At 66.0% G+C, this 14,365-nt stretch carries 12 protein-coding genes; 5 read left to right on the top strand and 7 right to left on the bottom strand.

The features are described from left to right. Positions 1–2: 2 nt before the first annotated feature. Positions 3–1,229 (bottom strand): MFS transporter, encoded by a 1,227-nt coding sequence (locus CEX88_RS04070; RefSeq protein WP_094292486.1) that lies wholly within the window; start codon positions 1,227–1,229, stop codon positions 3–5. 721 nt (positions 1,230–1,950) lie between these two features. Here CEX88_RS04070 and CEX88_RS04065 point away from each other — a divergent pair. Both CEX88_RS04065 and CEX88_RS04060 read left to right on the top strand, forming a co-directional pair. Next, a complete protein-coding gene (locus tag CEX88_RS04065; protein ID WP_318284632.1) occupies positions 1,951–2,607 on the top strand; it encodes an undecaprenyl diphosphate synthase family protein in 657 nt (218 codons plus the stop codon). A gap of 6 nt (positions 2,608–2,613) precedes the next feature. Next, positions 2,614–4,002 carry an FAD-dependent oxidoreductase gene (locus CEX88_RS04060; RefSeq protein ID WP_094292484.1) on the top strand — a complete coding sequence of 463 codons (1,389 nt, stop codon included), beginning with the start codon at positions 2,614–2,616 and terminating at the stop codon, positions 4,000–4,002. A 32-nt stretch (positions 4,003–4,034) separates the two neighbouring features. Here CEX88_RS04060 and CEX88_RS04055 read toward each other — a convergent pair whose 3' ends face one another. Beyond that, positions 4,035–5,495: a sugar transferase gene (locus tag CEX88_RS04055; RefSeq protein WP_238381938.1), complete on the bottom strand. Its 1,461-nt coding sequence runs from the start codon at positions 5,493–5,495 to the stop codon at positions 4,035–4,037. A gap of 195 nt (positions 5,496–5,690) precedes the next feature. After that, complete coding sequence (locus CEX88_RS04050; protein ID WP_094292482.1) at positions 5,691–6,398, bottom strand: GAF domain-containing protein; 708 nt, start codon at positions 6,396–6,398, stop codon at positions 5,691–5,693. Between the two features lie 177 nt (positions 6,399–6,575). Between CEX88_RS04050 and CEX88_RS04045 the strand changes: the two genes are divergently transcribed. Next, positions 6,576–7,337 (top strand): hypothetical protein, encoded by a 762-nt coding sequence (locus CEX88_RS04045; protein ID WP_066840674.1) that lies wholly within the window; start codon positions 6,576–6,578, stop codon positions 7,335–7,337. A gap of 7 nt (positions 7,338–7,344) precedes the next feature. Here CEX88_RS04045 and CEX88_RS04040 read toward each other — a convergent pair whose 3' ends face one another. From CEX88_RS04040 to CEX88_RS04025, 4 genes are all read right to left on the bottom strand, one after another. Further along, positions 7,345–9,033, bottom strand: coding sequence for a cation:proton antiporter (locus CEX88_RS04040; RefSeq protein ID WP_094292481.1), 1,689 nt, complete (start codon positions 9,031–9,033; stop codon positions 7,345–7,347). 50 nt (positions 9,034–9,083) lie between these two features. Beyond that, positions 9,084–9,890, bottom strand: a complete 807-nt coding sequence (locus CEX88_RS04035) for an Fpg/Nei family DNA glycosylase (RefSeq protein WP_094292480.1) — start codon at positions 9,888–9,890, stop codon at positions 9,084–9,086. Positions 9,891–9,892: 2 nt separating this feature from the next. Continuing rightward, on the bottom strand, positions 9,893–10,366 hold the full coding sequence (locus CEX88_RS04030; protein WP_066840809.1) for a ribose-5-phosphate isomerase: 474 nt from the start codon (positions 10,364–10,366) through the stop codon (positions 9,893–9,895). 112 nt (positions 10,367–10,478) lie between these two features. Further along, entirely contained in the window at positions 10,479–11,087 is a 609-nt protein-coding gene (locus CEX88_RS04025) for a mycothiol-dependent nitroreductase Rv2466c family protein (RefSeq protein WP_066840680.1), read from the bottom strand. A gap of 189 nt (positions 11,088–11,276) precedes the next feature. Between CEX88_RS04025 and CEX88_RS04020 the strand changes: the two genes are divergently transcribed. Both CEX88_RS04020 and pepN read left to right on the top strand, forming a co-directional pair. Continuing rightward, positions 11,277–11,660: a DUF732 domain-containing protein gene (locus tag CEX88_RS04020; protein WP_066840682.1), complete on the top strand. Its 384-nt coding sequence runs from the start codon at positions 11,277–11,279 to the stop codon at positions 11,658–11,660. Positions 11,661–11,710: 50 nt separating this feature from the next. Then, positions 11,711–14,296, top strand: coding sequence for an aminopeptidase N (gene pepN / locus CEX88_RS04015; RefSeq protein WP_066840685.1), 2,586 nt, complete (start codon positions 11,711–11,713; stop codon positions 14,294–14,296). Positions 14,297–14,365 lie beyond the last annotated feature (69 nt).

The raw sequence follows: 14,365 nt of genomic DNA, 5'->3' as shown, positions 1-14,365 counted from the left end.
CCTCACGCGGCCACCTCTGCGCGGTCGGGTGCGCGGGTCGCCACCGCCACGGCCAGTACACACAGCATCAAGACGACGAAGACCGGCCAGATTGCGACGACCTGAGCCAGCAGGCCGAAGCCCGCGCCGAGGATCCCGGTGACCACAGCGGTGAGCGTAGCGGCGAAGCTGATCAGAACTGCGCGTTGTTCTTCGGCGGCGAACGCACTGATCCACGACACCATCGCGGCCGCGATCGCGGCGTTCGACAAGACGACCAGAAAAAAGACGACGCCGTACGCCCACAAGCGTGGCTCGTCGAAGATCAGTTCGTTGGCAAGGCAGATCGCCGTCGCGACGCAGCTCACGAACGCGCTCGACACGAGCATTCCGCGTACCCCGGCGCGGCCGAACACGTTGCGCCACAGGAACGAACCGGCGACGAGCCCCGCCGCCGAACCAATCACGATCATGTGCAGGCTGCCGGCGGTGTCGACATGGGCCAGCGATGTGCGCAGCGCGAAGAACGTCTCGTTCACCAGGATCGGAACGAAGACGATCTGCGTGGTCAGGAACACCCGGTACCAGCGGGTGGTACGGAGTACGGCGAGCCCTTCGCGGAAATCGTCGACGATACGGCGTGGTGGAGCCACCGGGCCCGGCCTCGCCGGCCCGACGATGAGCGCGGCCACGAAGGCGATGCCCATCGCGGCGGCGCCCAACCAGAGCACATCGAGATGTCCGTCTGCGGTGTCGCGGTTGGGCAGCAGCGGGATGAGCAGCAACGTGGCCGCGACGGTCAGGATGGCTCCGAGCGCCTGCTGGTTGAGCACCAGCTCGTTGCGCCGGGCCGCGGTGACCATGCGCGAGATGATCTCGGCGAAGGCGTTGTTCGCCACTCCCATCGCGCCGCCGATGAGCACCGACGACGACAGGAACGTGAACACCACCAGCGTGTTGTGCAGCGCGGCCGTGGCCACAATTGCGGTCAGGACGGCGATGCTGCCCGCGGCGGCGGCGATGACGACGTTCGGGCGGTGCCGTGACCGTTTGAGCACCAGCGATGACATCGCATTCCCGAGCACGAAACCGATACTGAAGCTCGGGACGACGAACCCGGCGGCCACGTCCATGTCCTCGGCCACCAGAAGGAACGGCAGGACCGCCAGAACGCTGCCCAACTGCGCGCCCATGAAATAGAAGGCGCCGAACCCCAGCAGTACCCGATAACGGCTCTGCGCCACGGCCACCGCCGACCCACCTTTCCTGCCGGTGTCGACCGGCCTGTCGATGGTGTCAGTCCGACCAGGATTGCGCTGACGAAAGGCGGTGGATCGGTTCCGATCTCGCGACTCCTCGGGGAGTCACCCTGCTCACCGGAACACCCCCGACGAACTTCACTTCTTCGCTGAAATTGACGCTTCCGGAACAAAAACGGCGCCGCCTCCGGTCGCGCACCACCCTCTTGCACTCGTTTCATCGGCAAGCAAGCTACCGAGGCATGCTCGGCTGATACGTCTTGACAATTTGCTGCCTTTGCAGGTTGGTGACACGGTTTCTGACTTTAAAGTCGGCCTATTGACACCGAATGCCATATTTCGGCCATATCTCGTTCAATGGAATGTCATCCTTTTTTTGTCAATAACTTGACTCATGACCGTCGGTGGCATACCTATCTAAGAAGGAACAATTAAAAGGGGTTTCAATGGGCCCGATCGACTTCTCGGGCGAGACAGCCGTCGCTCGCCGGCGGTGGCCAGAGCCGGGTGGAAGTACGCCCAGTACGGATCCCCCTTTACCGTCCAAGATCAGGACGGACGATTCCTCCCGCTTGACCCCGCGTGCGGGCCCGCCCCAGGGCCGTCGCGATGAGGCGCGACCTGGAATGTATGGATAAATGGACTTATGGGAATGCAATAAGTACCCTTACTCAGGGCTATAAGTATGCTTACGGGGGATAGATTGCGCGTATTGACGGGCTTCGAGCCTGCCCATGTCGGTTTGATACCAGACGGTATGCGTCGATGGGCGAAAAGTCGCGGCATCTCCTTGGCTGAGGCGTATCTACAGGGCGCGGAAAAAGTAGCCGACATCCTTCAGGTGCTGCGCCGACACAACGTGCGAACCGTCTCGGTGTACAACCTCAGCCGGGCCAATCTCGCCCGCAGTCAGGCCGAACTCGAGCCGGTGTTCAACGCCTCGATCCACTTCCTCACCCACTTGATTCCCGCCCGCTTCGAGCCCGACGACTGCAGCGTGCGGTTGCACGGTGACCGCACGCTGCTGCCCCCGGAGTACGTCGCGGCAGCCGAGCGCGCCCAATCGGTTATGCGCGGCGAAGAATTCCGGATCAACATCCTCGCCGCCTACGACGCGAACGACGAGCTACGAACAGCTCTTCAGCAAGCGCAGCAACGGGGCGGCGAGATCCGCGGTGCCTTCGACATCGAGGATGTGGACCTGGTCATCCGCACGTCCCCCGAGCCCCTGCTGAGCGGCTTTCTTCCGCTGCAGACCCAGTACGCACAACTGCGGTTCTTGACGACGCCGCTCAACGAACTCGAGGAGCGCCACATCGACGAGTTCATCGACGACTACCGGCGCACGCCGCAGCTCCGGGGACGGTAGACACCGATGCACTCCGACCGGCGCCCCTTGATCATCGGAGCAGGACCCGCCGGCCTCACCGCTGCTCTCGAACTGGCGAAGAACGGTGTCGCGGCCCAAGTCCTCGAGGCATCGTCGAACGTCGGCGGTCTGGCGCGCACCCCGGGTGAGAACGGTTTCCGGGTCGACCCCGGTGGCCACCGCTTCTTCACCAAGAACGAGCAGATCTTCGAACTCTGGAAATCTCTGCTTCCGGCCGAAGAGTGGCACTCGGTGTCGAGGCGCTCCGCCATGCTCGTCGACGGCCATTTCGTGCCTTACCCGCTTCTTGGTCGAAACCTGCTGACTCGGTTGGGTTTTGGGCGCGGAGCGCGGGGCTTGGGCAGTCTCTTGTGGTCCAGGCTCCGACGTGGAGGGCGTTCGCTCGACGATTCTGCGACCTTCCTCGATTGGGGCCGGTATCAATTCGGCGACTATTGGTACCGCATGTTCTTCGACGGGTACGTCCGCAAGACGTGGCTCGCCGAGCCCGCTCAACTCACCAGCGATTGGGCCGAGCAGCGCATCAAGCCGATCGTCTGGGGCGGTCGCGACGCGATGGCCGCCGATGCGTTTCTCTATCCCCGCCGCGGGCCGGGTCAGCTCTGGGACGCCGCAGCAGCGGAGCTGGCGGAATTCGGTGTCGAACCGTCGCTCGACTCACCGGTGGCCAAGCTGGGTTTCGATGGCAGAAGGTGGACGGTCGAACTGCGCGACGGAGGCATCGCGACCGGAGATGCCGTCTTTTCCAGCGTGCCCCTGCAGATGTTGGTCAATGCCCTGGAACCCGCGCCGCCACAGCACATTTGGGAGGCTGCCGCCCAACTGAAGCACCGTGGGCTGATCACAGTCGCGGTCGCCCTCGGAGAGCGCCGCGAGCTCCCTTTCAACTGGGTGTACACGCCGGGCATGGACCTGCGGGTGGGACGTATCCAGAACTACCGCCAATGGTCCGACGACCTCACTCCACCGGACTGGGACGGGACATACCTGGGGTTCGAGTACTTCATCGGTGCAGGATCGGCGCTGTGGGCCGCCGACGACGATCACATGCGGCAGATCGTCGAAAGCGACTTGCGCACACTGGGTTTCGATCCGTCCACGATCGAACGTGTCATGGTGGTCCGCTCGCAGTTCGCCTATCCGATCTGCAACCCGGCGATGGAGACAAGCGTCGCCCAGATCCGGGATTACCTGCGCAAGCACTACCCGTCCCTGCATCCGATCGGACGCAACGGCATGCACCGCTACGACAACCAGGACCACGCGATGCTCAGTGCCATGCACAGCGTCAAGCGGTATTTCGGCGAGAGCGTCGACCCCTGGCAGGTCAACAAGGAACGCCGCTACCACGAGTTCGGGTTGCTGAAGGTCTAGTACTCCGCCCGTCCGGGTTCTCCGAATTGTTCCTACTCGGCGGGTTTCAGCACCGCAAGCACAGTCAGGACCAGGATCTTGAAATCGAGCAGAAGCGACCAATTCTCGATGTAGTAGTTGTCGAATTCCGCCCGGTCGGCGATCGAGGTCTGGCCCCGAAGTCCGTGCACCTGGGCCCAACCGGTGATGCCCGCCTTCACTCGGTGGCGGTCGCCGTAGCGTCGCACCTGCATCTCGAACAGTTCGACGAACTCCGGTCGCTCGGGGCGCGGGCCCACCAGCGTCATGTGCCCGCGCACCACGTTGACCAGTTGGGGTAGTTCGTCGAGGGACGCCTTGCGCATGAACTTGCCGATGGCGGTGCGCCGGTCGTCGCCTTCCACTCCCCCAGGTGCCGAACCCTCCTTCAACGCGAACGCTTTAGTGGCGGCGCCGACGGGTCTCATGCTGCGAAACTTCAGGCAGTCGAAGACCTTGCCGTCGCGCCCGACGCGTTCCTGACGGAAATAGACAGGGCCTGGCGAACTCAGCTTCACCAGAATCGCGAGCGTGAGATACAGGGGCGAGATCACGATCAGCAGGACCGCCGCGATCAGCCGGCCCAAGGCATGCTTGACGGCGAACTGCCATCCCTTTGGGTCGGTGTGGGAGAGCACCAGCAGTGGGATGCCACCGAGGTGCTCGACGTAGGTCGCGCCGCCGATGACGTCCATTAATCGAGGCACTACACGCACGCGGAGTCCGATGTTGTGCGCCAGCTGAGCGGTGAGGGCCAGCTCGTCGTCGGGAGTCGACGAGGGCGCCACGATGAGTTCTTTGGCGCCGGTGGTCTGAGCCACGACCTCGAGGTTGGCCGTGGATCCGTAGTACGGCACGTCGGCCAACTCCGCCGCGCGCGGGCGAGCGGCGTCGAGCACCCCGACGGGGTGCAGACCGTAGTCGGGGATCTGACGCATCCGTGTGATCAGCTGATGGGCGAATGGACCGGAACCGATGATCAGCGCTGACGACCCGAAGCCATGCCTTCGCCGCAGGTGTCGCTGAGCCAACGATCTGGCGAGGCGGTTCGCAGGCAGCAGGATGGCCGCGCAAATCCAAATCCGAATGGCCAATTCGCTTGGGCGAACGTGTTCCACGACCACCGAGCCGGTCGGTAATGGGGGCACGAGCACAAGCATGATGGTGAGTGTCGCCAGCGCAGATAACGCTACCGAGGTTTCGACGGGTTCGAAGTCGTCGAGGAAGCTGTGGCCGAGCTTGCGCTTGTACATCGACCGGGTGTGCATGATCACCAGGAGAATCGGCACGAAGAGCCACGAGATTGTCGCGATGTTCCGTTCCGCGACGGGGCCGGGCGTCAACCACTGCGCTATCGCGACGGACCACACCCCGGCCCAGATGTCCAAGCCGACAGTGAGCGCCACATAACCCGACTCGGCGCGAAGGGTTTCGATCCAGCCGGACTTCCCACCGCGAGAAGTGGGTGACGGCATGGCGGTGAGTTGCGGGACCGTAGTCCTGAGCCGAGGCTGCGAATCACGGGTGGGCGATTTCGCGTCAGGCTGCATTCTCCCCCCGGAAACCCGACGTGTACAGAATTGTCTGCGTCCGCAAACGTTGCCAGTCTAGGTCATGACCCCGAAGTTCCAGCCAGTTCGCGGGGCCGAACGGCCCGCTCATCGTTGTGGCTAGGTGCCCGTGTGGAATATGCGTTCTGTGGCGAGCGCGGCGAGGTCACTGAGCACCTGAAGATGACCCGTACTCCACAGGCGTGGCTTGGTGTCGTAGACGCACAGTGTCCCAACGGCATTGCCCGCATCGTCCATCAGCGGTATGCCGAGATAGGCCACCACCGTCCCGTCCCGCACCGCGGGATGCTGCTTGAAAGTCGGATCGGCCCGCGCGTCCTCCAGGATCAGCGGCGCGCCATTGGCCACCGCGTACTGACACACCGAGCGCTCGAGTGGTGTCTGCCGATCCTCCGGTGAGGTGCTTTCTTGACCGACGGCACTTTTGAAGAACTGTCGATCGACGTCGACAAGCGACACCATCGCGAAGGGAGCGTCGAGCGCTTCGGCCGCGGCCCGGGTGATCCGGTCGTAGATCACCTCCGGCGGCGAGTCCAGCAAGCCGGTGTCGTGCAGGGCGGCAAGTCGGTCAGGGTCGGCAATGACGGTCGACACGTCTGGCATCGCCTCCTCGTCGAGCACGCCCGCGGCGGCAAGATGAGTTTGCAGGTCGGCGATGTTCGGATCGTTGGCGCGCCTCAAATCGGTGGCCATTTGCGCCGCAACCGCACGGGCAACGTACGTGTCGACGCTCTCGCCTGCCTCGCGCGCATGCTCTTCGAGCAGGCGGTTAAGGAAGTCGTCGAATCTGCGTACCCACCGCGTCACCCCATTCACGGTACGCAAATTGACGCTCGAACAAAAATCGGGGGGCCGGTTGACCGGGTTTGCCCGAGACCTCGACGAACCGCCACAGTACAGCGCACCGAGGGACAACGCGCGTGACCGCCCGGCCACACCGTTCGCGATCCGGTTTTCGCGTTCACGCTGGGTACGCTGGGCGCTATGAACGGTGTTCTGCTCGTTCTCGTCGTCCTGGTCATCGTCGCTCTCGGCGCCGTGGCCTACGCCGCGATGAGGGCTTCTGACCGGCGCAAGGCCGCCTCGCTCGAGGACGCCAAAGCCGACGCCCGCCGCATCATCGAACGTCTCGGCGGTCAGGTGATCGGCCTGACCGGCAACGACGACGCGTCGAAGCAGGCGCTGGCCGACGCGTCCGAGCGCTACACCGCTGCCGGGTCGCAGATCGACCAGGCCAACACCGCCAAGCAGGCGTTGCTCGCCAAGGAGAGCGCGCTCGAGGGCCTCTACTACGTGCGCGCCGCTCGCGTCGCGATGGGCATGGATCCCGGCCCCGAACTCGAAACGCTCGCCGGCCAGCGGTCGGCGGGCACGGTGACCGAGGAGCGCAAGGTCGACTTCGAGGGCCGCGAGATCGAAGCCTCGCCGACGCCATCCGAGCGCACCCCGAATTACTACCCCGGCGGCCGGGTCGCGGGTCGGCCGGTGCCTGCGGGTTGGTATTCCGAGCCGTGGTGGAAGCCAGCGCTCGTCGCCGGCGCCTGGGGCCTGGGCTCGGTGCTGCTGTTCGACGCGTTGTTCTCCGGCATGCACGGCAGCGGCTATGAAGAAGGCTTCGCCCAGGGATACGACCAGGGGTTGGACCAAGGCCAGGATCCCGGGGGCGACTGGGGCGGTGACGGCGGCGGCGACTGGGGCGGCGGCGGTGACATCGGCGGCGGCTTCGGCGATTTCGGCGGCTTCTGACCTTCTGCTACAGCCGGCTCTCCAGACGCGCCGACACCCCGGCCTCCTGTAGGTCGAGCCGTTCGAGCATCGCGCGGACCGCCTCGTCTTCGATGCGGCCCTCATCGCGTTCGGCGATCAGCGCGGCGCGCTGGTGGGTGAGCACGTCGCGGTACAGCGCGGCGAACACCTCGGAGCGCTTCGTATGCGCCTCGGGGTCCGGCATCTCGTCGGCGTCCTGCGAGTGCCGGGCGATGGTCGCCTCGATCTCGGCGGCCACGCGAGAGCTCAGGCCCGCAGGCGGATTGGCCCGAAAGTCGGCCAGCACCCGATCGGCGGCGTCGTGCACGACGCGTTCGGCCTTGAGTTCCTCCTCGCGATCGACCGCGTGATCGTCGGAGAACCGCGAGATGTGCAGCCGCCGGATCAGGATCGGCAGCGTCGAGCCTTGGAGCAGCAGCGTGCCGACGCTGACCACGAACGCGATGGCCTGAATGGTGGCCCGCTCGGGAAACGGCTCGCCGGTGACCGTCGTCGCCGGAATGGCCGCGGCCGCAGCCAAAGTCACGACCCCGCGCATCCCGGTCCACGACACGACCACGTTCTCCCGCCAGGACAGTGATCGCCGGTCGACGCGTGACCGCCACTTACCCGGCGGGTTGTTGCGCCGCCGGGTTCCCAGCGCTCCGCGACCTCCGCCCGCCGGTACGGGAACGCTCAACCGCGTCTCGACGTGCTGGGACAGCTTGTTGCGCCCGAAGATGGCGAACACCGACAGCGGCCGGATCACCAAGACGATGACCAGCACGACCAGCGACGCCACAGCGACCTCGGCCAGCGACTCGTGCGCCTCCTGCAGGTCCTCGAGCACGAAGCGCAGATGCAACCCGATGTAGGCGAACACGAACGCCTCGAGCAACACGTCGACGGAGTTCCACACATAACGTTCCTGCAGCCGGGTCTGGTACCCGGCCGACAGCGTGCCGTTGGCCACCACGAAGCCGGCGACGACGACGGCCAACACCCCCGATGCGTGCAGCTCCTCGGCGACGATGAACGCCGCGAACGGCACCACGAGGCCCTGCACCGTCTCCAGCCCCGGATTGGCCAGTCGCCTGCGGATCCACAGCGTCACGTAACCGAGCAGCGCGCCCACGATCGGCCCGACGACGGCGCTGTAGCCGAACAGCAGGAACGGGTTGTGGATGAAGATGTGCCCGCCGGTGACCTGCACCACCGCGATCGAGAACAGGGTCAGCGCAGCGGCGTCGTTGATCAGGCTCTCTCCGGTCAGGATCGCCATCACCCGCCTCGGCAGGCCCAGCTTGCGACCGACGGCGACCGCGGTCACCGCGTCCGGCGGCGCCACGATCGCGCCCAGCACCAGGGCCGTGGCGAACGTCAGGGGCACCACCACCAGCCACGCCGAGGCCGCCACCGCGAATGCCGTCACCACGACCAGTCCGACGCCGAGGCCCAGGATCGGCCGGATGTTGCGCAGGAACGTCGGGAACGAGAAGTTCAGCGCCGCCGAGTACAGGAGCGGCGGCAGCACCACCGTCAGGAGGATGTGCGAATCCAGTTCGGGTGGCTCGAAATCCGGCAGAAACGACACAGCGGCGCCGATGATGACGATGACCAGGGCCGGTTCGAGGCCGCGCCGGTGTGCGACAGCGGTGACGACGATGGCTCCGACGACGACGAGAATCAACTCCACGCGCCGATTGTCGCTGAGGAGCGCCCGTCACGTTGACCCAGCCGGGGTGCCTACGTCTGGTCGGTGGGGCACCAGAACAGGTTGCGGCCTTCCATCACCTTCGTGCGGATCTCGGTGCCGCACAGCCGGCACGGCTCGCCCGCCCGCCGATAGACGTAGGTGCGGGGCCGTCCGGGCCCGTACGAGGGCAGCCCGTGGTCGTCCTCGGGGCGGATGGTGTGGATCTTGCCGCGCCGCAACCCGATCCGCATCAACGCGACGAGGTCGGTCCACATCGCGTCGAACTCGTCCTCGTCGATACGCATGCCCGGCCGGTGCGGGTCGATGCCGTGCCGGAAGAGCAACTCGTTGCGATACACGTTGCCTACCCCGGCGATCACCGTCTGGTCCATCAGCAGCGGTCCGATCGGCCTGCGCGACTTGCGGATTCGGGCCCACGCCAGCGATCCGTCGGCGTCGCGGCGAAGCGGATCGGGTCCGAGCCGGTCGATGACGTCGGCGATCTCCGGTTCGGCGAGCACTTCACACACCGTCGGCCCCCGAAGGTCGGTGCCGTACTCGGCGCCGATCATCCGCATCCGGACCTGTCCCACCGGCGGCGGCGGTGTCGTCCCGGCAGGCAGCGGCCACTCGGTGAACGTGCCGTACAACCCGAGATGCACATGCACCACCCGGTCACCTTCGTAGTGGTGGAACAGATGCTTGCCGTAGGCGGTGGCCTTCTTGAGCACCCGCCCGTCGACGGCGGCGGCGCCGTCGGCAAACCTGCCCTGCGGGGTGGACACCAGCACCGGTGCACGAGCGAATCGCCGCTGGTGCAACCGGGCGAGCCGGTGCAGAGTGTGGCCTTCCGGCATCCCTAGGCGCCGGGTACCGGGGGCGCGACGTGGGTGCGTTCGTACTCGGTGAGGATGTCGATACGACGTTGGTGCCGTTCGGCTTCCGACCACGGGGTGCTCACGAACGCGTCGACGATCGCGAGCGCCTCCTCGACGGTGTGCATGCGCCCGCCGATCCCGATCAGCTGAGCGTTGTTGTGCTCGCGTGCGAGTTTGGCGGTCTCGACGCTCCACGCCAACGCACAGCGCGCGCCGAGAACCTTGTTGGCCGCGATCTGCTCACCGTTGCCCGAACCCCCGAGCACGATGCCGAGGCTGCCCGAATCGGCCACGGTCTTCTCCGCGGCGGCGATGCAGAACGCCGGATAGTCGTCGTCGGGGTCGTTGACGAATGCCCCGCAGTCGATCGGCTCGTGCCCGGAACTGCGCAGGTGCTCGACGATGGCCTGCTTGAGGTCGAAGCCGGCGTGATCGGCTCCCAGGTAGACGCGCATGGCGGTCACCCTACTTCGGCGCCCACGAAATCGACATGAGGGTCGCGATCTTGGCAGGCGGACGACCCTGGTCAGGTCTCGCCGGGCCCTAGGCTCCGGACGGGTACGGCGCTCAGTCGAATTCCGGCGACTCCGTGCGGGTGCGCTTGAGCTCCCAGAAGTGCGGATAGGACGCGAAGGTCACCGAGGCGTCCCAGAGCTTGCCGGCGTCCTCGCCGCGCGGGATTCGCGACAGCACTGGTCCGAAGAATGCGACACCGTTGACATGGATGGTCGGGGTGCCCACGTCCTCGCCGACGGGGTCCATGCCCTCGTGGTGGCTCTTGCGCAGCGCGTCGTCGTACTTGTCGGTGGTTGCGGCCTCGGCGAGCTCGGCCGGGAGGCCGACCTCAGCGAGCGACTCCTTGATCACCACATCGAAGTCCTGGATGCCCTGGTTGTGGATGCGGGTTCCCATCGCGGTGTACAGTCCGCCGAGGACCTCGCGACCCTTGGCCTGTTCGGCCGCGATGGCGACGCGCACCGGCCCCCACGCCTTCTTCATCGCCTCCTGGTATTCCTCGGGCAGGTCGCGTCCCTCGTTGAGCACCGCGAGGCTCATCACCCGGAAGCTCACGTCGATGTCGCGGACCTTCTCGACCTCGAGGATCCAGCGCGAGGTGATCCAGCACCACGGACACAACGGGTCGAACCAGAGTTCTGCAACGGACTTCTCGGACATGGGCGAATCCTTCCGGGCGCGGGGTGGGCAGAGTCCATTCCTGACAACTGCGGTCGTGCTTGGAGTGTTCCCCCGCCGCGGCGGCTATAGCGGCCCACGTCGCAGGGCGCGATATGAGAAACGCCTAAGAGTGCAAACGGTGATCGAACCGTGTTCCTGATGTGACCAATGTGAAGAATCGTTACCGAAGTGAATAAACCTGTTGATCTTCGAGGACGCGCTCTGGCGTTGGGGGTCGGTCTGGCGGCGGTTGCAACGACGTTCGCCGCACCGGCCCAAGCCGACACGACCGACGAGGCATTCCTGGCCGCACTTCGCGGCGCAGGCATGTCCGTCGACAATCCCGTGAACATGGTCGCGATCGGGGAATCCGTGTGCCCGATGCTCGTCGAACCGGGCAAGAACCTCGCGAAGGTGTACACGCAGGTGTCCGACAACGGCATCCCGCCGGACATCGCGGCCTTCTTCACCGGCATCGCGATCTCGATGTACTGCCCGCAGATGTTGGCGTCAGTGGGCAACGGCACCGTGATGGACTGGCTGCCCGCGGCGCGGGCGATACCGGGTTTCTGACTCGGGACGTGCGACGCGCCGCTTGACGGCGCGGGCGTTAGGTTGGTCGGGTGGCACTTCCCAACCTGACCCGTGACCAAGCCGTCGAACGCGCCGCCCTGGTCACCGTCGACAGTTACCGCATCGAACTCGACCTGACCGACGGCGCCGGCAAGCCCGGTGAACGCACGTTCCGGTCCACAACCACGGTCGAATTCGATGCCCTTCCCGGCGCCGACACCTACATCGACATCGCGGCCGACACGATCCACAGCGCCACCCTCAACGGCCGCGACATCGACGTGTCGGGCTATGACGAATCGACCGGCATCGCGCTGACCGGACTGGCCGGGCGCAACGTCCTTGTCGTCGACGCCGATTGCCGCTACTCCAACACCGGAGAGGGTCTGCACCGCTTCGTCGACCCCGTCGACGACGAGGTGTACCTGTACTCGCAATTCGAAACCGCCGACGCCAAGCGGATGTTCGCGTGCTTCGACCAACCGGATCTCAAGGCGGCCTTCGACGTCACGGTGACAGCGCCGTCGCACTGGGAGGTCGTGTCCAACGGCGCCACCGTCACCGTCGAGGACGCCGGTGCAGCCAGGCGGCACACCTTCGCCGCGACACCACGGATGAGCACGTATCTGGTGGCGCTCGTCGCCGGTCCATACGCACGCTGGGACGACGTGTACAGCGACGACCACGGCGACATTCCGCTGGGGTTGTTCTGCCGCAAGACGCTGGCCGAGTTCATGGACGCCGGGCGGCTGTTCACCGAGACCAAGCAGGGATTCGGCTTCTACCACAACAACTTCGGCATCCCGTATGCGTTCGGTAAGTACGACCAGCTGTTCGTACCGGAGTTCAACGCCGGCGCGATGGAGAACGCCGGCGCGGTGACGTTCCTCGAGGACTACGTCTTCCGCAGCAAGGTGACCCGAGCCTCCTACGAACGGCGCGCCGAGACCGTTCTGCACGAGATGGCGCACATGTGGTTCGGCGACCTGGTCACCATGCAGTGGTGGGATGACCTGTGGCTCAACGAGTCTTTCGCGACGTTCGCCTCGGTGCTGTGCCAGGCAGAAGCCACCGAGTACACCGAGGCGTGGACGACGTTCGCGAACGTGGAGAAGTCGTGGGCGTACCGCCAGGACCAACTGCCCTCCACCCATCCCGTCGCCGCCGACATCCCCGATCTGGCGGCCGTCGAAGTGAACTTCGACGGGATCACCTACGCCAAGGGCGCCAGCGTCCTCAAGCAACTGGTCGCCTACGTCGGCGAGGAGGAGTTCCTCTCCGGCCTGCGCGATTACTTCCGCGACCACGCGTTCGGCAACGCCACATTCGGTGACCTGCTGGGCGCGCTGGAGAAGGCCTCGGGGCGCGACCTGTCGGGATGGGGACAGCAGTGGCTTAAGACGACGGGCCTTAACACGCTGCGACCCGACTTCGACCTCGACGCCGAGGGCCGGTTCACCCGGTTCGCCATCGACCAGAGCGGGGCTGCGCCCGGCGCCGGTGAAACCCGGGTGCATCGCCTCGCGGTCGGAATCTACGACGACGACGGCTCCGGCAAGCTGGTGCGGGTGCATCGCGAGGAACTCGACATCGAGGGTTCGAGCACGGATGTGCCTGCGCTGCACGGTGTTCCGCGCGGCAAGTTGATTCTGGTCAACGACGACGACCTGACGTACTGCTCGCTGCGGCTGGACCAGGATTCGCTGCAGACGGTACTGACGCGCATCGCCGACATCGCCGAGCCGCTGCCGCGCACCCTGGCGTGGTCGGCGGCGTGGGAAATGACACGCGAGGCCGAGCTCAAGGCCCGCGAGTTCGTGTCGTTGGTATGCGGCGGTGTTCACGCCGAAACCGAAGTCGGTGTGCTGCAACGGCTTCTGCTGCAGGCCCAGACGGCGCTGAACTCCTACGCCGATCCGGAGTGGGCGCGCTCGTCGGGCTGGCCCGAGTTCGCCGACCGGTTGCTCGACCTGGCCCGCAGCGCCGAGGGCGGCTCCGATCACCAACTGGCCTACGTCAACGCGCTGTGTGGATCGGTGCTCGATCCGCGGCATGTGGAGGTGCTTTCGGCGCTGCTCGACGAAGACCCCGCGCTCAAGGGTCTGCCCGGTCTGGTCGTCGACACCGACTTGCGGTGGCGCATCGTGACCGCGCTCGCCGCCGCGGGCGCCGTCGACGCCGAGGGTATGGAGACGCCGTTCATCGACGCCGAGGCCCAACGCGATCCGACCGCGGCGGGACGCCGGCACGCCGCCGCAGCGTCGGCCGCGCGACCCGAACTGGCGGTCAAGGAAGCGGCGTGGGAGCAGGTGATCGAGGACGACACGCTGGCCAACATCACCGCGCGCGCGATCATCGGCGGCTTCGTTCAGCCCGGTCAGCAGGCACTGCTGTCGCCGTTCCGGGAGAGGTACTTCGGCGCGATCGCGGGCGTGTGGCAGCGGCGGTCCAGCGAGGTGGCCCAGACCGTCGTCATCGGGTTGTACCCGTCGTGGGACATCAGCGAAGACGGGTTGGCCGCCGCCGACGAGTTCCTCGCCGACCCCGATGTACCGCCGCCGCTGCGCCGTCTGGTCATCGAGGGCCGCGCCGGTGTCGAGCGGTCCCTGCGCGCCCGCGCCTTCGACGTCACCTAAACCGCCGGGACCTTTCTGCGCGAGCGACCGTGCTTGTACGCCGACACGCCGCGTCGGGCCGTACAAGAG

The sequence above is a fragment of the Mycobacterium neumannii genome, from assembly GCF_002245615.1.
GTDB classification, from domain to species: Bacteria; Actinomycetota; Actinomycetes; order Mycobacteriales; family Mycobacteriaceae; genus Mycobacterium; species Mycobacterium neumannii_A.
Note: the sequence above shows the minus strand (reverse complement) of the source record. Positions and strands in the feature narration are given on the sequence as shown.